Origin of the sequence: Agriterribacter humi (assembly GCF_009192765.1) — a bacterium.
GTDB classification, from domain to species: Bacteria; Bacteroidota; Bacteroidia; order Chitinophagales; family Chitinophagaceae; genus Agriterribacter; species Agriterribacter humi.
Genome location: NZ_VOHQ01000001.1, coordinates 39,483 through 59,866 on the forward strand (window position 1 = coordinate 39,483; position 20,384 = coordinate 59,866).

At 43.5% G+C, this 20,384-nt stretch carries 12 protein-coding genes; 8 read left to right on the top strand and 4 right to left on the bottom strand.

The features are described 5' to 3' along the window. Positions 1 to 159 precede the first annotated feature (159 nt). The 6 genes from FRX45_RS00190 (at position 160) to FRX45_RS00215 (ending at position 11,524) form a co-directional block, all read left to right on the top strand. A complete protein-coding gene (locus FRX45_RS00190; RefSeq protein WP_152266374.1) occupies positions 160 to 438 on the top strand; it encodes a hypothetical protein in 279 nt (92 codons plus the stop codon). 590 nt (positions 439 to 1,028) lie between these two features. Beyond that, complete coding sequence (locus tag FRX45_RS00195; RefSeq protein ID WP_152266375.1) at positions 1,029 to 4,232, top strand: SusC/RagA family TonB-linked outer membrane protein; 3,204 nt, start codon at positions 1,029 to 1,031, stop codon at positions 4,230 to 4,232. 19 nt (positions 4,233 to 4,251) lie between these two features. Next, the gene (locus FRX45_RS00200) at positions 4,252 to 6,036 is read left to right on the top strand and encodes a RagB/SusD family nutrient uptake outer membrane protein (RefSeq protein WP_152266376.1); all 1,785 of its coding nucleotides are present in this window, start codon (positions 4,252 to 4,254) and stop codon (positions 6,034 to 6,036) included. A gap of 95 nt (positions 6,037 to 6,131) precedes the next feature. Then, positions 6,132 to 8,009 carry a heparinase II/III domain-containing protein gene (locus FRX45_RS00205; RefSeq protein ID WP_152266377.1) on the top strand — a complete coding sequence of 626 codons (1,878 nt, stop codon included), beginning with the start codon at positions 6,132 to 6,134 and terminating at the stop codon, positions 8,007 to 8,009. 84 nt (positions 8,010 to 8,093) lie between these two features. Then, on the top strand, positions 8,094 to 10,067 hold the full coding sequence (locus FRX45_RS00210; protein ID WP_152266378.1) for a heparinase II/III domain-containing protein: 1,974 nt from the start codon (positions 8,094 to 8,096) through the stop codon (positions 10,065 to 10,067). Between the two features lie 47 nt (positions 10,068 to 10,114). Continuing rightward, entirely contained in the window at positions 10,115 to 11,524 is a 1,410-nt protein-coding gene (locus tag FRX45_RS00215; protein WP_152266379.1) for a BNR-4 repeat-containing protein, read from the top strand. 95 nt (positions 11,525 to 11,619) lie between these two features. Here FRX45_RS00215 and FRX45_RS00220 read toward each other — a convergent pair whose 3' ends face one another. Further along, complete coding sequence (locus FRX45_RS00220; protein ID WP_152266380.1) at positions 11,620 to 12,237, bottom strand: c-type cytochrome; 618 nt, start codon at positions 12,235 to 12,237, stop codon at positions 11,620 to 11,622. A gap of 304 nt (positions 12,238 to 12,541) precedes the next feature. Between FRX45_RS00220 and FRX45_RS00225 the strand changes: the two genes are divergently transcribed. After that, on the top strand, positions 12,542 to 12,895 hold the full coding sequence (locus FRX45_RS00225; RefSeq protein ID WP_152266381.1) for a DUF6152 family protein: 354 nt from the start codon (positions 12,542 to 12,544) through the stop codon (positions 12,893 to 12,895). Then, complete coding sequence (locus tag FRX45_RS00230) at positions 12,895 to 13,386, top strand: DUF6644 family protein (protein ID WP_226804778.1); 492 nt, start codon at positions 12,895 to 12,897, stop codon at positions 13,384 to 13,386. Before FRX45_RS00225 ends, FRX45_RS00230 begins: the two co-directional genes overlap by 1 nt. Positions 13,387 to 13,647: 261 nt before the next feature. Here FRX45_RS00230 and FRX45_RS00235 read toward each other — a convergent pair whose 3' ends face one another. The 3 genes from FRX45_RS00235 to FRX45_RS00245 form a co-directional block, all read right to left on the bottom strand. Further along, the gene (locus tag FRX45_RS00235; RefSeq protein ID WP_152266382.1) at positions 13,648 to 18,222 is read right to left on the bottom strand and encodes an efflux RND transporter permease subunit; all 4,575 of its coding nucleotides are present in this window, start codon (positions 18,220 to 18,222) and stop codon (positions 13,648 to 13,650) included. An 82-nt stretch (positions 18,223 to 18,304) separates the two neighbouring features. Beyond that, positions 18,305 to 19,504 carry an efflux RND transporter periplasmic adaptor subunit gene (locus tag FRX45_RS00240; protein WP_226804780.1) on the bottom strand — a complete coding sequence of 400 codons (1,200 nt, stop codon included), beginning with the start codon at positions 19,502 to 19,504 and terminating at the stop codon, positions 18,305 to 18,307. A gap of 179 nt (positions 19,505 to 19,683) precedes the next feature. Then, complete coding sequence (locus tag FRX45_RS00245) at positions 19,684 to 20,286, bottom strand: TetR/AcrR family transcriptional regulator (protein WP_152266383.1); 603 nt, start codon at positions 20,284 to 20,286, stop codon at positions 19,684 to 19,686. Positions 20,287 to 20,384: the final 98 nt, after the last annotated feature.

Below are 20,384 nucleotides of genomic sequence, written 5' to 3' on the forward strand. Positions count from 1 at the left end.
ATGGCTATTCACTATAAACACTTCGATGCATACAATATAAAATAATATCTGATGGGAAACGATTTAAAAAAGCATGGACGCAAAATACCCGTTGAAACATCTGATAATTTTCAGGAGATTTGTGACAGGTAAAAATAAATGAACCTAAAAAATAATTGTATGGGAAAGAAAATGAAGCAGGCAGAAACCAAAGTTGAAGATGATAAAGATCTTCCCGGCTATCCGCACTATCCGGATAAAGAGGATATTTATGAAAAAGAAAAGAAAGAACCCTTAGAAGATGAAGACGCCAATAATGCTGATGGACCCGATCTTGATGTTCCGGGCTCAGAACTGGACGATAAGGATGAAGCGATTGGTGAAGAAGATGAAGAAAATAATTATTACAGCCTGGGGGGAGATGAACACAATAACCTCGAAGAAAGTGAAGATGATTAATGGTTTTACTGCAGAAAAAATGGGTATCCGGCAATCATCAAAAAATAATCGTAACAATAATACTGGATCCCAACAGCCGGAAATATTTACCTGTTTGCTATTGAATGGCATAGAATCAGTTCCGCTACTACAATCCTTAAGGACAAGCCTCATCAACAAGGTTATCGTTCTGTCGTCATCGTTATTACCAGGGCCAACATCCGTGAATCTATCCACCACGGCGTTCAACTCCCATCGCGGCCATTAATGAGGGCAAATCAAAAAACCTGGACTTACAACTATATAACCCCTCATTTTACCTCCCAGGCATTATATGATGATTCCTAACCCGAAAAGAGAAAATTTCACATAAAAAAAAATATTTCGTTAAATAATTGCTAAAGTATTAAATTTATATACCCTTTTTGGACCCCCTATTTTTAACGATTAGTATCCTCAAAGCCTTGAATAAGAAAGGGAAAATATAATGTACCCAATTTAATATGTCCGTGCCGGCAAAATGACTTCCTTTTTTCCGTACCAGGCAGATAACTTCTTTTTTTCGTACCAGGTGGACGATTTCCTATTTTTTATAACTAAAACTTGCCATTATGAGTAAACGATTGTTTTTCAATAATCGGTTTTTCAAAAGACGGATTATTATTCTTCTCTATTTCATTGTGCTTGGGACTTTTGCTATACCTGGTTTCGCGCAACGCAATATATCGGGCACAGTAAAAGACAATAGCGGAAACCCATTAGGAAACGTATCTGTACTTATAAAAAACACTTCAAAGGGAACCACTACAAACTCCTCCGGTTATTTTACCATTGTTGCTTCACCCACAAACATCCTGGTTTTCTCCTTCACCGGTTTTGAAACCCAGGAGGTTAAAGTCAATAACCAGTCATCGTTCAGCATTTCAATGGTTACGGGAACCAGTGCTCTGGACGAGGTAGTAGTGGTAGGGTACGGTTCTCAGAAAAAGGTAAATCTTACTGGTGCTGTAGGAACGGTAACAAACGAAAGATTGGAAAATCGCCCGATAGTGGATGCCGGGCAGGGATTGCAGGGAGTAATTCCCGGGCTGAATGTGAGTATACGCAATGGCGACCCTACAAGTTCTCCGGAATTTAATATCCGGGGCTTTACCTCCATCAACGGTGGTAGTCCTTTGATTTTGGTAGACGGCGTACCCATGGCGTTGCAGTTGATCAACCCCGATGATATCGCCAGTGTGACGGTTTTAAAAGATGCTGCAGCTTCCGCCATTTACGGCGCAAGAGCGGCCTTTGGTGTGATATTGGTGGAAACGAAAAACGGGAAAAGTGGCGGGAAAATAAATGTGATGTTAAGCACAGAGCAATCGCTTGCTAAACCTATATTTCTGATGGACGTGGTGACCAATCCATACGATTATGTGAATGCATATAACGTAGCTTCTATTCGCGCAGGTGGTCAGCCGTCGTACGATGATGCGTATGTAGCGAAAACCAAACAGTGGGTGGACAATCCAACACTCGAAAATGAATGGGAAGTGTATAATGGTAGTTTTCGTTATTACGGCAATAACGATTACCAGCACAGGTTGATTACTGACTATGCACCTCAGCAGCAATACGACCTGTCTGTTTCGGGCGCATCAGAAAAAATTAATTATTATGCATCCTTTGGCTTTTTGAATAAAGACGGATACCTGAGAAACGAAGCAAAAAATGAAAACTTTAAGCGCTACAATGTTTTAATGAAAGCAGATATTAAGGCAACTGAATGGTTGACTTTTCATGAAAAGGTAGTATTCAATTCACAGGTAAGCGACAAGCCCTATTTTTACAACTGGGATGTTAATATCAATTCAAGCGCAAGGATGAGTCCGTTGGCCCTGGTTACCTTTCCCGATCTACCTTATTATATTACGCCCGGCGATCATGATGTATACGCACAATATATAGGAAAAGGTTTTGGAGGAACTAACTTCTTTCCCTATTTAGAGGATGGTGGCCGCGATGGTTTTACCAATAACGATACCTGGCTTACCCAGGGCATAACCCTAACGCCGTTGAAAGGATTAAAAATCAGGAGCGATTTCTCCTTCAACCAGTTTTATCGCACACGCCAGGAAGTAGCCAGTAAAGTGGATATTGTATCATCCGACCTTTTGGCGACGCCTATGATAACCAACGGTTTTAGCGGCGACGATTTTATCAGGAACCGCAGTGATTACAACCAGTACTACGTTTCTAACACGTATGCCGAATACACACTCGATAAGTTTCAGAATCATTTCGTAAAAGCCATGGTGGGCTACAACGAAGAGTGGGGCAGAAATTCCTGGATACAGGCAACGGCCAGGAGCTTGATTACACCTACCGTTCCCGACCTTAATGCTACTTCAGGAAACCAGCAAACAGCCGGTGGAAAATCGCACGTTTCTTTACAGGGTTTGTTTTACCGCCTGAACTATATCTATAAAGACAAATACCTGTTGGAAACCAATGGCAGATATGATGGTACTTCCCGTTTTCCGAAAGACAGCCGTTTCGGGTTTTTCCCTTCCGTGTCTGCAGGATGGAGAATTTCGGAAGAAAAGTTTATGAGCGAAACGAGAGGTTGGCTCGATAACCTGAAAATACGCGCATCTTACGGAACTCTGGGCAATCAGTTAATTACCGATGCTAATAACAACCCTGTTTATTATCCTTATATCTCCACTATGAGTACCGGGTCCGCTCCTTATATCATGTCGGGCGGCTTTATCCCTTATGTTTCGCCAGCCGGGTTGGTAAGCCCTACGCTAACCTGGGAAACGGTTATTGCCAAGAACCTGGGACTGGATTTTACCGTGCTCAACCAGAGGCTCGATATTTCGTTTGATTTATTTACCAGGGATACCAAAGACATGCTGATGAATGTGACCTATCCCGATATTTTGGGGACCGCTGCACCTAAGTCGAACGCTGCCGATTTAAGAACAAAAGGCTGGGAAATATCTGCAAGCTGGCGTGATAAAATTGGCACGGATTGGAATTACGGCTTAACTCTAGCCTTGTCTGACAACACGTCAAAAATTACAAAGTATCTTAATCCAACCGGTGCCATTGACAATTATTATGTAGGAAAAGACATCGGGGAAATATGGGCATACCAAACAGCAGGCATATTTCAAACAGATGCAGAAATAGCTGCTGCTGCCAACCAGGACCAGTTGGGCGCCGCATGGAAGGCGGGCGACATGCAGTATGCCGACCTGAACAAGGATGGTAAAATTACTCCGGGAGTTAGAACCCTGGATGATCATGGTGATCTTCTGATCGTTGGTAACACTACTCCAAGATATAGTTTTGGTATTAATGCTGATGTGAGTTGGAAAGGTTTAGCCTTGAACCTGTTTTTCCAGGGTATAGCAAAAAGAGATTATTTGCCCGCTAACGACAACTGGAATGCTTTTTATCCCTATAACGACGGACACCTGGAAAAATACATGATTTCAGAATCCTGGAGCGAAACCAATCGCGATGCCTACTTCGCGGCGCCCACATTTGGCTACAATACCAAAAAGAATATTCACCCGCAATCGCGTTACGTGCAAAACGCCAGTTATATCAGGTTAAAGAATATCAGCCTGAGCTATAGCTTTCCCCGGCAACTCGTTTCGAAAGTGAAACTGAGCGGGGCGCAGATTTATTTTGCGGGAATGAACTTATGGGAAGCAACAAAAATGCATAAACCAATGGATCCGGAAAGTGTTTTCACCCTTACACAGGAATATTATTTACAGCGGATATTCACGTTTGGGGCAAAACTCAATTTCTAAAATTTATAAATTTCTTATAATGAAAAATTATATTATACCGGTTAGTTTATGCTTTTTTGCAGCGATACTCTTAGGCAGTTGTAAAAAAGACTTCCTGGAAAGGTATCCTCTTGACCAGATTAGCAACTCCACTTTCTGGCATACGGAAAATGACCTGAAGATCTACAACAATGGATTGTATAATATGGCAAGAAACCATCAGAATGTTCCTATAATGATGGGCGTTGATGATGGTTTCGAGAGTAACTGGTGTGGCACATGGTATCTTGATCAATATTCGGACAATATTGCTCCCACCCACTCGCGGGAGGCATTTTACGCGCAGACCCGTTCCGGCAAACATACTATTCCTTCGAGCCCGCAACAGTATGGCTGGATTGGATGGGATTTTGTTCGCGCCATAAATGTTGGACTTGATCATTACTATAGTGCAGATCTTCCTGTGGAAACCATCAACAAATATGCAGCAGAAGCAAAGCTTTTCCGCGGCTGGTTTTATGGCGACAAGGTGTCAAAATTCGGCGATGTTCCCTGGGTAGGCCATGAGCTGAATATTGATTCAGATGAGCTGTTTGCGGGCAGAACATCCAGGGAACTAGCCATGGACAGCGTACTGGCAGATCTCACTTTTGCCTGTGCTAACCTTCCGGCCAACTGGGGCGATGGAGGTGCACCGGGCAGACTCAACAGATGGGCGGCTTTATTAGTAAAATCGAGGATTTGCCTCTTTGAAGGCACCTGGCGCAAATACCACGGCGGCTCTGATGCCGATATGTGGCTTCAGGAAGCTGCGGATGCCGCCCAGGACCTGATTGAAAATGGACCATACAGGGTATACAGCACCGGCGACCCGATGCATGATTATAATTCGTATCAACGCCCTGAGTATGGGAAGGACTTTACCGGGAATTCGGAGATAATCTATTGGAGAAAATTTCAGACCGGCGTTCTTACCAACCACCTGATAAATTACTGGAAGGGATACAATGGCGGGGCTACCAAAAGTATGGTAGAAGATTACTTGTGTACCGATGGTAAACCTATTTCCGTTTCGCCGCTTTATAAAGGCGATGCGCAATATGAAGATATATTTGAAAACAGGGATCCGCGTTTACGCCAGACCATCCTTTATCCTGCCGACCAGGCTTACTATAACTATGAAAGAAGTCTTGCTTTTAGCTATCCCAGGTTAACCGGTATGGCAGGCGGTCAGGCCAGTACTACAGGCTACGCCATTATTAAAACATATGAATCTGTTGCGGCAGGCAATGCGTACAATATCTCCACTACTCCAGTCATTGTGCTGCGTTTAGGTGAGGGATTACTGAACTACGCCGAGGCTAAAGCAGAGTTAGGTACACTTACACAAGCCGATCTGGATATGTCGCTCAATAAATTGCGCGACAGGGTAGCAATGCCTCATATGGATCTTGGCAATATTCCGGTTGACCCGCGGTATACAAGTGACGGGGTTTCTCCGTTGATTGTGGAAATCAGGAGAGAACGAAGGGTTGAGCTATTTATGGAAGGGTTCCGCTACGATGACCTGAGGCGCTGGAAACAGGGCAAAAAGCTCGAAATCAAATCTATGGGAATACTTTGGGATGCGGCAGCGATTGCCCGTTATACGGGAGCTACGCCAAAATCTTCGGTTGATCCGGTTTCCGGCAAAACATATATTGATGTGTATAAAGATTCGGATTGGGACAATCCTGTATTCGACGAAAGTAAACACTATTTATGGCCAATCCCGCTAAGCGCTTTATCGCAAAATCCTGAAATAGGACAAAACCCAGGTTGGTAAGATTGTTTTAACTATTCCACGCGGCATATTAAACGATGTCACGTGGAATAGTATTTAGTTTGAATACAGGTAAAACCACATGAATATATTTGACAATGAAAAATAAAATTTTTTGGTTGCTATTAATGAATGTAATCGTTCTTTCCGTAAAAGGTCAGGGATATGAAACCGGCAATGCGGAAATAGTAAAACTGAACAATCCAATTACTGTTCAATACCTCAAAACCAAATTAAAAAAATCGAGTCCCCGTTTGATCCTTACATCCTCAATTGAAAAAAATCTTAAAAGAGAAATTAAAACAGACCCGATCGTAAAAAACTATTACGAAGCCATCAAATTGAATGCGGATGGCATTTTCAGCGAGCCTTTCCTGGAACGGAAACTGGAAGGGCGAAGGTTGCTTGGGATATCGAGGGAAATGCTATACCGGATGACTATTCTTTCCATGGTGTACAGGATAGAAGGAAATCCGGTTGTGCTGAAACGAATCAATGATGAGCTCACGGCAGTTTGTCATTTTTCTGACTGGAACCCCTCCCACTTTTTAGATGTGGCGGAGATGTCGCTGGCAGTGGCTATTGCAACGGATTGGACCGGCCAGGATTTGCCCAAAGCTACCGTGGACCTGGCAAAAAGCGCATTGATTGAAAAAGGAATAAAGGCCAGTTTTGGCGATAAAGATCCCGGATGGGTGGCAGGAACCAACAACTGGAACCAGGTGTGTAATGGAGGAATGATTGCCGCTGCCATTGTAATCGCCGATAAAGATCCTGAACTGGCTGCAAAAGCCATTAGCCGGTCGCTGAACGGAATGCCCAATGCTTTAAAACAATACGCACCGGATGGCGTTTATCCCGAAGGTGCCACCTACTGGGGTTATGGCACCAGCTTTTCGGTTACTACTGCATCTTTACTTGAAAGCGCGTTCGGTACCGATTTTGGTATTGCAGCTTATCCCTCATTTTTGAAGAGCGCTGATTTCAGGTTGGAAATGGTTGCCCCTTCAGGCTTGTATTTTAATTTTGCCGATTGTGGCGACAGCCCGGGCGAAAATGGTGATATTACCCTGGCATGGTTTGCCAAACAAACCGGTAATGCCATCTACCTGGAGAAAGAAAAATTTCTGCGTACGCCTGAATCCATGGGTAAATTATCCCGGCTGGCAGGGCTTGGACTGGTTTGGTTATCGCAGTTTGAACTCCAAAACAATACCAATCTTCTTCCCCCGGTATGGAAGGGTGATGGGCTTAATCCAATGGTTATTTTCCGCAATGAAGGAAATGATAAACGTCAGTATTTTTTTGGAGGAAAAGGAGGTAGCGCAGCGCTGAGCCATGGTAATATGGATGCCGGAAGTTTTGTGTTTGAATTAGATGGTGTGAGATGGGTGATTGACCCGGGGGTGCAGGATTATAATACGCTTGAGCAAACAGGTTTTAATTTATGGGGTATGTGCCAGAACTGTGAGCGTTGGACTTTACTTACCAAAAGCAATTTCGGTCACAGTACCCTTACTGTTGATGATGCCAGGTTCAATGTTAAAGGCAACGCCGGTTTAATCCGTTTTAAAGACGGTAAAAATCCGGAAGCTACCATAGACATGACGGAGATTTTTACAGGTCATCTAAAAAGCGCACAGCGGACTTTCACAAAAGATTCAGATCATTCAATAGTTATACAAGACGAATTGGTATTGAATGACTCAACAAAAAATATTACATGGGCCATTATGACAACTGCGGAAGTTACATCTACAAAGGATGGGGCGCTTTTGAAGCAGGATGGTAGAATGCTGCACCTCGACATTCTTTCTCCCGCTAATATGAATATTTCAACCATTGTAATGGACCCTCCGCCAATGGCGCTGGATAGAAAGATTGAAAACCTGAAAAGAATTGAGATACGCATTCCTGCTTATCTTTTTCCGAACAAAAAAGGAACGATAAAGGTCAGATTATCTTCGCCGGAATGATACAGCACAACGAATAAAAAACATATACTGATTGCTGTTCCTGTTAATAAATCATAAGTTTATTTTCAAAATAATTTTGATCGCATGAAAACAGCTATTCGATACGACCGGAAGATATTTTCATTCGCTTGCCTCACATTAATCCTCCTTCTTGCTGCAAATCCTTTGTGTGGAGAACCAGTGATTAAAGAAAGAAATATTCTGGCAACCGAAGCCAAAGCCATAGACCTGGAGAAAAACCTGATAACAGATGATTCGTGGAATAAACTTGCCGGTTATAAAGACAGGCAATTCTGGCAGCAACTGCCTGCAAACATCAGTCAGGAATATATAAGTAAAGCAGAAGGATACCTGGATTATAACTGGCCGGTAGTAAAAGCAACAGACTACCTGGAATATATCCGTTCGGGCAACCGGCGCCAGGAAGTGTATGCGGCTTGCAGTAATGCACTTATTTCGCTTGTTATGGGCGAACTGGTGGAGGGCAAAGGCCGCTTTATGGATCAGATCATTAATGCAGTATGGTATTACAGCGAACAAACATGGTGGGGGTGGTCGGCACACCTCGGCCCGCAGAAAGCAGGTACAGGATTGCCTGATGTGAATGACCCGATTGTTGACCTTGGTGTTGGCGAGGTTACCAGTAATCTTTCCTGGACACTATATTTATTTAAGGAAGAATTCGACAAGGTGCATCCTTTGATTGCAAAGCGTTTGAAGCAGGAAATTACAAACAAAGCTCTGAAACCTTATTTTGAAAGAAATGATTTTGGCTATATGGGTTTTAAAGGTGGCAGGCCCAACAACTGGAATCCCTGGGTTAATTACAATATGCTGAACAGTTTTCTTTTACTTGAAAACGATCCCCAAAAAAAAGTAGCTGAAGTTCAAAAAATCATCAACACTCTTGATAAATTTCTGAACGGATATTCCGATGACGGGGGTTGCGATGAAGGCCCGTCTTACTGGGGCGCTGCCGGGGCGCTGTTGTATGAAAGCCTCGATATTTTAAAGATAGCCACCAATAATAAATTTGACGTGTTTGATGACCCCCTGATCCGGAATATTGGCCAATACTTTTATAAAGTCAATATCCATGCACCCTACTTCATCAATTTTGCCGATGCAGATGCTACAACATACGGAAACCCGCCCACTGTTTTCCGGTATGGAAAAGCCATTCATGATGTGGAGATGCAACAATTTGGGGCATACCTTGCCAAAATAAGTAATTGGGGCCAACATAGTTTAGGTGGAAAAATCTGCGACCAGATCAGGAATCTTGGACTGCTTAATGAGATCAAAAATGCCGATGCCAAAGAGGCCCTTGTTGCAGATTTCTGGCTTCCGGAAACAGAGGTAGCCGGAGCCCGCGATAAAGAAGGGAGCTACCTGGGATTTTTCTTTGGCGCTAAGGGTGGCTTTAATGCCGAAAGTCATAATCATAATGATGCAGGTTCCTGTGTACTTTATTATGATGGAAAACCCTGCCTCATTGATTTGGGGCACGAAGAGTATAATGCAAAAACGTTCAGCTCCCGTCGTTATGAAATATGGACGATGCAATCGCAATATCATAACCTTCCGGTCATCAGTGGAAAAGGTCAGTTGCCCGGCGCCGATTTTAAAGCAAAGCATTCCACTTTTAAGGCGTCTGATAAAAAAGCGGTTTTTTCTACCGACATCGCAGGCGCATATCCTGAAGATGCCCGTGTTAAAAGCTGGTTACGCGGTTATATTTTAAACAGGGGCAAAAGTTTTGTGATTACCGATACATATGAATTATCCGCGTTCACCGATTCAATTACAAGCTCAAACCTGGTAACCTATTGCAAAGTAACACTCATTAAAAGCGGACTTTTACAATTTGAAGGAGATGGTTTCACGCTTAACATGCGTTATGACGATAAAAAAGTAAAGCCCAAAATTGAGTACATAGAGGTAACAGACAAAAAGTTAAATACATATTGGCCAAAAGGTGTAACCAGGGTAATGATGGAATTTATAAATCCGAAGCTAAAGGGATACAATGAAATGATTTTTTCGCTGGCCGAATAAAATATTACAGATACTGGTTTTCTAATCAACTCATGAAAGTAGTGCCGATGCGAAATAAGAAATTTTTTTTTAAAAATGGCATTGTATCAGCGTGCCTTCTATTGTTTATCCAGACAAACCTATTCGCCCAAAATGCCAGGGCAGACGGTTACAAAGGGATTTGGTTTACGTTAGGCCAATTTTCAGGTTACGGCGATAAATATTCGGGCGGACTGGGCACCTATACTTCCAGCCACGTGCCAGTAGCTATTTACAGCAAACCGGCCAATAAAACTTTTTTTGTATACGGCGGCACTACCCAAAAGGATCAAAAGCATTTGTTGATCATGATATCTTATTATGATCACGCAAAAAAGCGTGTGCCGAAGCCGGTAATTGTATACGATAAAGAGGGCGTGGATGATCCGCACGATAACGCTTCCATTGCCATTGATAACAAAGGGTATATCTGGGTATTTGTAAGCGGCAGAAATATTTCACGCAAGGGCATTATTTTCAAAGGCCGTCAACCCTATTCGATAAATGAGTTTGATAAAATAAAAGAGGGAGACATGACCTATCCCCAACCCTGGTGGATTAACAGGAAAGGTTTCCTGTATTTATTTACGAAATATACCAAAGGAAGAGAGTTGTACTGGAGTACCAGTAAGGATGGGCAGCAATGGGCACACGGGCAAAAACTGGCGGGCATGGGCGGTCACTACCAGGTGTCGAATGTATGGAACGAAAAACTGGTATCGGTTTTTAATTATCATCCTGGTGGCAATGTTGATAAAAGAACGAACGTATATGCTGTGCAAACTTCCGACATGGGAAAAACCTGGACGACTGTTGATGGGGAGCCTTTACAAACACCCCTGCTGACCCCGCAGAACAATGCACTGGTAAAAGATTATGAAACGGACGGTAAATTGGTATACCTGAACGACCTCAATTTTGATGAGGAAGGAAACCCGGTTATACTGGCAGTGGTAAGTAATGATTACAAACCCGGACCTGGCGGTGACCCGAGACAATGGATTGTAATGCATTGGACCAACAAAAACTGGCGATTTGATACAGTTTGTACTTCTACACATAACTACGACATGGGTTCTTTGCATATCGAAAAAAATCATTGGCGGATTGTTGGTCCGACTGATGCTGGTCCGCAGCAATATGGCACCGGTGGTGAAATGGTGATGTGGGAAAGTAAGGATGCCGGCAAAACCTGGGAAAAGAAACATCAACTCACAGCAAAGAGTACCCGCAATCATTCCTATGCCCGCAGGCCGGTTTCGGCCAAAGCAGATTTTTATGCTTTTTGGGCCGATGGCAATGCGGATACCTTATCGGAGTCGGTGCTCTATTTCTGTAATAAAAAAGGAAATAAGGTTTGGAAACTTCCCTATACGATGGAGGAAGATTTTGAAAAGCCCGTATTATTAAAATCAACTTTGATGCCTGGTACGCATTAACAGTTTTCTCATCGCCAGGGTCATGTCTGCCCGCAAGAGCTTTTCATGAAGACCCCGGTGCGAATCATTTAATAAAACACCACAAAATGATAACATTACTTCATAGCCAATGCCGGCGGCGTAGGCTGCACGGAACGGTTTTTAACGGGATTAATGGTTTTCAGGTAGGCAAATATTGCCTTCAGCTCATCATCGGTCATATGCTTAACGGGCATCATCGACATGGGTGGCAACAGCGATCTTGATCCCGGAAGCCCTTTGCTGATACTATTTTTAATAGCATACAGAAACTGGCTTTCGGTCCACTTACCCGTACCCGTTTCATCAGGTGTGAGGTTGGCGGAGTAGGAAATCCCCCACGGACCAACCCATGCGGTGAAATCTGCGGTTACCACAAGTCCTTTGCTTTCTGTTTCTTTCCGGTCTACATCCGGTGCAGGCAATTTTTCGGGATGCCCGGATAACAATAAAGAACTGTCATCAACAGGCCCCATGGCTGTCATTTTCTTGGGCGTGTGGCAATCATTGCAACCGCCGATTATAACGAGGTGTTCGCCCCATTCGACCTGGGTTTCATAACCGCCGAAATTGCTCTTTTCTGCCACCGGGGTTGATGCGGCGATCGGCTCAGCCTGTTGGCTTTCATTACATTGGGTAAAAAGGATTAAGGCCAATGCCAGGCCTATACGAAGGGGTGAATAGAACTTACGCATAAAACAGGTTTTATTGTAAATAAAAAATACAGCGATATTCCAGGATTGGATACTATTAAACCTCCGGTCGTTCAAAAGGGTTATACACGCATCAGCATATACGATACGACATCAGGAATCACCTTGTTCAGAAGCGCAATACTTTTTGTTGAGGCACAGAGATAGTAGCGAGATGTAGTGGAAAAAAATGTTGAACATAAACTTAATGCAATTTTCCGAATTGTGCAATGGGCACTTAGAATAAATTTACCAATTTAATGGGTAACTTTAAGTATAGTTTCCTAACCATATAAAATATATCGTTATGACCTATTTAAAAACTGGTTTGCTGGTCACGCTCGTATTGTGCTTTGTTTCCTTCCGGCCGTTTCATCACGGATGGGCCAATTACAATCAAAAAGACACCCTGGATTATACGGGCACTATCCAGGAATTTACTTATGAAAATCCTCATGCCACGGCCAAAATAAAGCATAAGAACAAAACCTGGTTCGTGGTATTAGCCCCTACCAGCAGAATGGAAAGCCGCGGAGTGCCTGTAGATAGACTCAAAAAGGGCGCTTCGGTTAGGGTCGTGGGTTACCCTCACAAAAAGATAAAGACGGAAATGAGAGCCGAGCGAATATTTGTAGATGGCGCTAAATTTGAACTCCGTTAATGATGGCTGAAAGCATTGCCGGATGGCTCCAATGGCTGCAAAACAGTTCATGGGCGGTTGGCGTACGCCAGTCTTTATGGTTATACCCCGCACTTGAGATCATTCATATCACCGGTATTGTACTGGTAGCCGGCGGAGCCATATTTTTTGATCTTCGTTTGTTAGGCATGTCAAAAAAAATAGCCTTGGCCGATATGGCAGGGCATTTATTAACCTGGTCTAAAAGAGGACTGATCCTGGCCGTTCCATCAGGCATACTATTGTTTATTACAAATGCCGAAACGCTGGGATACGACCCAACCTTTCATACAAAACTGATCCTGCTTGCACTTGCGGGAATAAATGCGTGGATCTTCCATGCCTTTGTTTTGCGTCCAAAAGAACAATACCATCACAGCAGCAGTTGGTCCAAATCAGGAAAAGCCAACGCGGTGTGCTCTATTATTTTATGGATAGCTGTAATAGCCTGCGGCAGATTGTTGGCATATTGAGACCACTTATCATAATAACCAGTTCATTGAACCAAACTTTTCAATAAGCGGTTACTGCATTTTCAAAATCCATATCCACTATATAAATTTTCATATCAGTATTGTCCGGCAACTCCGTAAAACTCTTTATCAGCGTAATAGAACCAGCCTTTCAGTAATTCCTATAGAAACTCCGTCATATAAGCGTTGGGAGTTTCAACACTATATTTTTCGATATTATTTCGCGGAATTTTTCGCCGGACAATAGTAATTATTTTTCTTTTATAAATTTTCCTGGTTTGAATTCTCATTGTCCCATCCTCCACCAAGGCTCCTGTACAACAAAATGTAAGCATTGATCTGCTGTCGTTTCAAATCGGCCAAAGCCAATTCGTTTTGTATGGCATTCTGCTGTGCTGCAATTACTTCCAGGTAAGTGGCCATGCCGCTGTTGAACAACAACTGTGCATTAGGAATAGCTTTCTGCAGAATATCTTTCTGTGATTGTATAATATCAATTTTCTTTTTTAATTTATCGAGCTGTATCAATGCATCCGATACCTCGCCCACGGCATTAAGCACCCTGCTCCTGAAATCAATGACAGCGTTTTCCCTTTGTATTTTGGCAGCCTCATACTGTGTTTTTAACTGGCGTCCGTTTAAAATGGGCTGAACCAAATTTCCCGCCACAGTGCCAAACAACGAGGCAGGCATTAAAAACCAGTTACTGGCTTTGAAAGCGTTTAACCCTCCCGCCGCGGTAATGCTTAAGGCAGGGTACCGGTTTGCCCGCGCTATGCCAACCTTTGCATCGGCTACCTGCAATGCATACTCGCTTTGCCGTATATCCGGGCGGCGACTCAGGAGCGATACAGGTACACCTGTTAGAAATTTTCCGGGAATATGAAAACCGCTTGGTTTTCCTTCGATGGCAATATGCTGAGGTTCACGTGCCATTAAAATACTCAGCGCATTTTCCTGTATCTGTAATGCCTGCTCCAGTTCGGGGATCAATGCCTCGGTTGCCTTTTTTTGGGCTTCGGCCTGCTGAACAGCTAGAATGGTTACTTCACCCGCTTCCTGCTGCAGTTGAATAATACGCAATGTACTTTCATGAAGCGCTAAATTTCTGCGGGCAATATCCAATTGTTCCTTCAGCATTACGATATGATAATAGGCGGATGCCGAAGCGGAAATTAACCGGGTTTGCAACCAATCCACGGCAGCAGCACTTTGCAGATAATCAGCTAATGAAGCTTTCTTTTGAAGGCTGATCTTTTTCCATATGTCAATTTCCCAACTCAGGCTAAGGCCTGCGGTATAATCTTCAACATGACTGGCGCCAATAAAGTCCTTTAAACTGAGGCCGTTCAAACTGTTTTCCGAAGGACGCGATGAATTGGCGGTAACACCAGCCTGTACGGCGGGCAGCCAGGCTGCATTGGCCTGCTTTAAAAATTCATTATTCAACCGAACCGTATTGAATGCCACCTGCATATCGTAATTGCGGTTCAATACGCTGTCAATAATATTTTGCAGGCTAACATCGGTAAAGAATTGTTTCCAATCCATATTTGCCACAGCATTGGTATCGTTTACCGGTGCAGCAACAAGGCTATCATCAGCATTCCGGAACTGCTGCGCTATTTCTATTTGCGGCCGGCTATACTCCCTGCTTACCTGGCAGGAATACAAAAAGAGCGGTATCAGCAGTAAAGACAGCAAACGACGGGGCATTTTTATTTTTGATTCCTGGAGGTATTGAAAAATAACATACAGCACCGGGATGATAAATATGCCCAATAACACACCGGTAAGCATGCCTCCCACCGCACCTGCTCCAATGGAATGATTACCCAGGGCAGAGCCTCCGCTGGCACGCATTAATGGTATCATTCCAACAATAAATGCAAAAGATGTCATTAATATCGGCCGCAGCCTCAGGCGCGATGCTTCCAGGGCCGCCTCTACAATTGTTTTTCCCGCCCTGCGCCGCTGCACAGCATACTCTACAATAAGGATCGCATTTTTTGCCAGCAACCCAATCAGCATGATCAATGCTACCTGCACATATATATTGTTTTCGATGCCCAGTAAATTAATGAACAGCATCACTCCAAATACACCCAGCGGAATCGTTAATACCACGGCAAAAGGAAGAATATAGCTTTCATACTGAGCAGCCAACAGAAAATAAACGAATACCAGGCTCATCAGAAATATAATGGTAATCTGCGATCCTGCGTTCTTCTCTTCGCGGGTCATGCCTGTCCACTCATAACCAAAATTACGTGGCAGCACTTCCTTTGCCGTTTCTTCAATGGCAACAATAGCATCGCCGGTACTGAACCCCGGCTTGGGTTTTCCATTTATCGTAACTGCATTGTATAAATTATTCCTTGTTACCGTTTCAGCGCCATACACCCTTTTAAAACTTACCAGTGCATTGGCCGAAACCATTTCACCATTGTTGTTCTTTACATAAATTTCATTGAGTGAGGATGCATTGTCGCGGTAACTGATATCGGCCTGTGCAATAACGCGGTAAAATTTTCCAAAACGGTTAAAGTCCGAAACAAAAGTGCTTCCATAATATACCTGCAGTGTTTGCAGCAAATCACTCACGCTTACGCCCAGTTGCTTTGCCTTTTCATTGTCTACTTCAATTTCATACTGTGGATTGTTGGCGGCAAAAGTGGTGAAGGCAAAAGCAATTTCCTCCCGCTTCATCAGGGCTGCAATAAAATTCTTTGCTGTAGTGTCTAATGCTTCCAGCGAACCATTGCCACGGTCCTGGAGCATAAATTCAAAACCATCCACATTACCAAAACCGGAAACGGTAGGGAAGGTAAAAAACACCGCGTTAGCGCCCTTCACTTCTGCCTGCACCTTTTGGGTAAGATAAGCAGCCATCGCCGAATAATCGTTCACCTCGCCACGCTGTTCTTTGGCTTTTGTACGAATAAAGCCGGCTCCATAAGGCGCGGCATTGGCATTGGAAATAAAGTTTAAGCCATCTACCTGGTAATGATTTTTGGTGAAAGACTGTTTGCTTACAATATCTTCAATTTTTTTCATGGCGCGGTGCGTTCTTTCCAGCGAACTGCCGGGGGGTGTGTTTACCGCGTATAACACAAATCCCTGGTCTTCTGTTGGTATAAACCCTGTGGGTGTTTGCTTAACCATAAAATAAGTGACCACCGATACCAATGCCAGTCCTGAAAGCGCTACCCATTTTTGACGGAACAAAAACTTAAGCGATCCTGTATACTTGCGGGTCATTGCATTGAATGCTACATTAAAGGCACTGAAAAACCGTTTTGCAAAACTGTTTCCACCGGTACCGGCTGCCCCTTCTGCATGATTGTTTTTTAAAAACAGGGCACACAATGCCGGGCTGAGTGTTAGTGCGTTGAGCGCTGAAATTAAAATGGCGATGGCCAATGTAAAAGCAAATTGTTTGTAAAACACGCCGGCCGGTCCCTGCATAAAAGTAACGGGAACGAATACGGCCACCATCACAAGCGTAATAGAAACAATAGCGCCTGATATTTCATTCATGGATTCAATGGTGGCCTGTTTGGCAGGCAAACCCGTTCGCTCCATTTTGGTGTGAACGGCTTCTACCACAACAATAGCATCATCTACCACAATACCAATGGCCAGCACCAATGCAAATAAAGTAAGCAGGTTAATGCTGAATCCAAACAATTGCATAAAAAAGAATGTGCCTATAATAGCCACCGGCACGGCAATGGCAGGGATGAGTGTAGAGCGGAAATCCTGCAAAAACAGAAAAACAACGATAAACACCAGTATAAATGCTTCAATAAGCGTTTCTTTTACCTGGCTTATGGACTCATCTAAAAAGTCTTTAGCGTTGAACATGATAACAGGTTCAATGCCCGTTGGCAATGTTTTTGAAAATTCTTTTATCTGCTTTTCGGCTTCCGTAAGAATTTCATTGGCATTGGAACCCGCTGTTTGCAATAAAGCAATGCCCGAAGTAGGCCCCCCGTTCAGCCTGCTGTTGGTAGCATAAGAGAATGAACCAAATGTTACCCTGGCAAGATCTTTTAACCGGATAACCGAACCATCGTTATTTGCTTTTACAATAATATTTTCATAGTCCTCGCCTTTATTCAGCTTGCCCTTATATTTTAAAACATATTCAAATACTTCCTGGCTGCTCTGGCCAAGGCGCCCGGGTGATGCTTCAAGACTTTGCTCTTTTATTGCACCGAGTACATCCTGCGGAGAAAGATTATAAGCCGCAAGCCGGTCAGGTTTTAACCAGATCCGCATCGAATATTCACGGCCGCCAAAAGGTTGTACTTCGGCCACACCGGGAATGCGCTGCATTTGCGGAATAAGATTGATCTTGATATAGTTTTGTATAAAAGCTTCATCATACAGGCTATCCTTACTGGTGAGCGCTACGAACATTAAAAAGCTGTTTTGCTGCTTTTGCGTGGAGATGCCGGCCTGGATAACTTCCTGGGGAATTTTACTACTGGCTTTGGAAACCCGGTTTTGCACGTTAACGGCCGCAATATCAGGATCAGTACCCTGCTTAAAGAATACATTCAGCGTCATACTTCCGTCGTTGCTTGAATTGGATGTCATGTACGTCATATTTTCCACACCATTTACTGCTTCTTCTATGGGTGTGGCCACTGAGCGGGCTACCACTTCGGCATTTGCCCCGGGGTAGGTGGCGGTTACTACAACGGTTGGAGGAGCGATATCGGGAAATTGTGAAATGGGTAATGTGCTTACAGAAATGATACCCAGTATAACCAACAGTATGGATATAACGGTTGATAAAACCGGTCTTTCAATGAATTTTTGTAACATCAGAAAAATGTTTGGCCATCCCGCTTCCGGCTATTCCGTAAGCAGGTATTGGTATAAAATAAATAGAACAAAAAAAGCTGTCTTACATCGTCTTTTTCAAACTGTCGGGGCTTACCTGCCGGGGATTTATTACAGCGCCATCCCTTAGTCTTTCAAGCCCGGCGTAAACAATTTTATCGCCTGCCTGTATTCCTGTTTCAACCAGGTAATACGTGCCGCTCTTTCCCGAAACCGCAATAGGTTTACTCGTCACTTTATTTCCATCACCTACTACAAAAACAAAAACTTTGTCCTGTATTTCATAGGTTGCTTCCTGCGGAACCAGTATTACGGATGACAACAAATGCGGGATGCGGATCTTGCCCGTATTGCCTGAACGCAGCAGCCCTTCATTATTTGGAAAGCTTGCCCGGAAACTGATTGACCCTTTGCTGACATCAAATTGCCCGGAAACCATTTCTATTTTTCCTTTGTGCGGATACAGGCTGCCATCGGCCAGCAACAAATCAACAGGAGGCAAGTGTTTAATTTTCTCCTGGATGTTTTTCCCGAAAAATTCTTTCTTGAACTGTATGAAATCATTTTCGCTCAAAGAAAAATATACAAGCACATTTTTTATTTCTGAAAGCACGGTTAGCGCTTCCGGATTTATGGTGCTTACCAGGCTTCCTGTTTTAAAAGGAATGCGCCCGATGTAACCATCGGCCGGCGCGGTGATCAGCGTATAATCAAGATTGATCTTTGCGCTTCCAACCATGGATGCCGCCTGTAACACATTGGCTTCGGAAGCCTCGCGGGCCGCTACGGCCGATTTTAGCTGCACTTCGGAAACGACCTTGTTCTGTACCAGCGGCGTTAGTTTGGAAACATTGATTTTCGCGTTGGAAAGATTGGCCCTGGCAGCGGAAAGATTTGCACTGGCATTGTTGAACCGCTCGGAATATACCTGCGCATTGATTTTGAACAGCCGCTGTCCTTTGTGAACATAGTCTCCTTCATCCACGTAAATATGTTCCAGTTGCCCGTCTACCTGGGGACGGATCTCAATGTCCTTGCTTCCTTCCAGCGTAGCCGGAAATTCCTGGTAAGTGGTTACGGCCGTAGGCCGCAGCGTAAGTACCGGTAGATCCAGCGGTGGCTGCACCATATTTTCCTTACCGGAAGTAGTTGTGCAGGAGTACGCAACCAACAATGCAAAAAATAGTGAAAGCAGCAGTAGCTTATTTGTCATGGAGGCAACAGCTTTGTAGCGTGTTGCGGCGCCCGAAAATCCTTGTTCCATGTGGTTGTTGTTTTAATGTTTATTGAATGTATTAGTGAAAGATTTTTTTTCAAATTTTGTTAACGATACTAATAAAGCTAACAGCGTTATACGTATATCGAAAAAAATAAGACGTTTCGCTTTACGTCTTCTATTACCGCTATTTTTACTAACACTGTTAATTTAATATGGCAAAAAAATTAACTGCTCAGGTTCTTAATAAAACCAGCGATGGCATCATCCAGCACCAACTTATTAAGTTCTTCGGTATCACCAGGGGGGGCAACCATTTTTATGGAGATCAAACCGTGCAGAATAGACCAGAAAGTATGGTATTTAATACAGGCTTGTACGTTCTTGTTTTTCCCTTTTTCAATGATGGCAGTCATAGGCTCCATGATCAGATCCTTAAAAACGGATCTTTCCGGAATGCATTTATCCATTTCGCAACAGGGGATGCTGAGTCCCCACATCAACTGATAATACTCTTTATTCTTAAACGCGAAGTTCCAGTAGGCATTTGCAATGGCTTTCAACTGCTCCGCAGGATCGGCCGATGTATTCCTGGCAGCTTTCAGCTTTTTAATAACCAGTTCAAAGCCCTGCTTTCCGAATTCCAGGAGTATCGCTTCCTTGTTCTCAAAATAATCATATATCACCGGCACACTGTATTCCACCGCATCAGCAATTTTACGAATGGAAAGCGATTGCCACCCCTCCTCCTTTACGATCTGCCAGGCAGTGGTAAGGATGCGGCTGCTTAAAGCTTCTTTCTCCCTTCTTCTTCGTTCAACAATACTCATGATAAATTACCTAACGGTGTTAGCAAAAGTAATGACATTTCTGAAACCATGAAATATTTTTTTTAAAAAATAATTGTTAAAGCGGTTTTTGGGGGAAG

Bases quoted from the DNA above. Each gene is read 5' to 3' on its own strand.
- FRX45_RS00235 (WP_152266382.1), bottom strand. From the start codon at position 18,222: ATGTTACAAAAATTCATTGAAAGACCGGTTTTATCAACCGTTATATCC.
- FRX45_RS00210 (WP_152266378.1), top strand. From the start codon at position 8,094: ATGAAAACAGCTATTCGATACGACCGGAAGATATTTTCATTCGCTTGC.
- FRX45_RS00240 (WP_226804780.1), bottom strand. From the start codon at position 19,504: ATGGAACAAGGATTTTCGGGCGCCGCAACACGCTACAAAGCTGTTGCC.
- FRX45_RS00190 (WP_152266374.1), top strand. From the start codon at position 160: ATGGGAAAGAAAATGAAGCAGGCAGAAACCAAAGTTGAAGATGATAAA.
- FRX45_RS00205 (WP_152266377.1), top strand. From the start codon at position 6,132: ATGAAAAATAAAATTTTTTGGTTGCTATTAATGAATGTAATCGTTCTT.
- FRX45_RS00195 (WP_152266375.1), top strand. From the start codon at position 1,029: ATGAGTAAACGATTGTTTTTCAATAATCGGTTTTTCAAAAGACGGATT.
- FRX45_RS00200 (WP_152266376.1), top strand. From the start codon at position 4,252: ATGAAAAATTATATTATACCGGTTAGTTTATGCTTTTTTGCAGCGATA.
- FRX45_RS00225 (WP_152266381.1), top strand. From the start codon at position 12,542: ATGACCTATTTAAAAACTGGTTTGCTGGTCACGCTCGTATTGTGCTTT.
- FRX45_RS00220 (WP_152266380.1), bottom strand. From the start codon at position 12,237: ATGCGTAAGTTCTATTCACCCCTTCGTATAGGCCTGGCATTGGCCTTA.
- FRX45_RS00245 (WP_152266383.1), bottom strand. From the start codon at position 20,286: ATGAGTATTGTTGAACGAAGAAGAAGGGAGAAAGAAGCTTTAAGCAGC.
- FRX45_RS00215 (WP_152266379.1), top strand. From the start codon at position 10,115: ATGCGAAATAAGAAATTTTTTTTTAAAAATGGCATTGTATCAGCGTGC.
- FRX45_RS00230 (WP_226804778.1), top strand. From the start codon at position 12,895: ATGATGGCTGAAAGCATTGCCGGATGGCTCCAATGGCTGCAAAACAGT.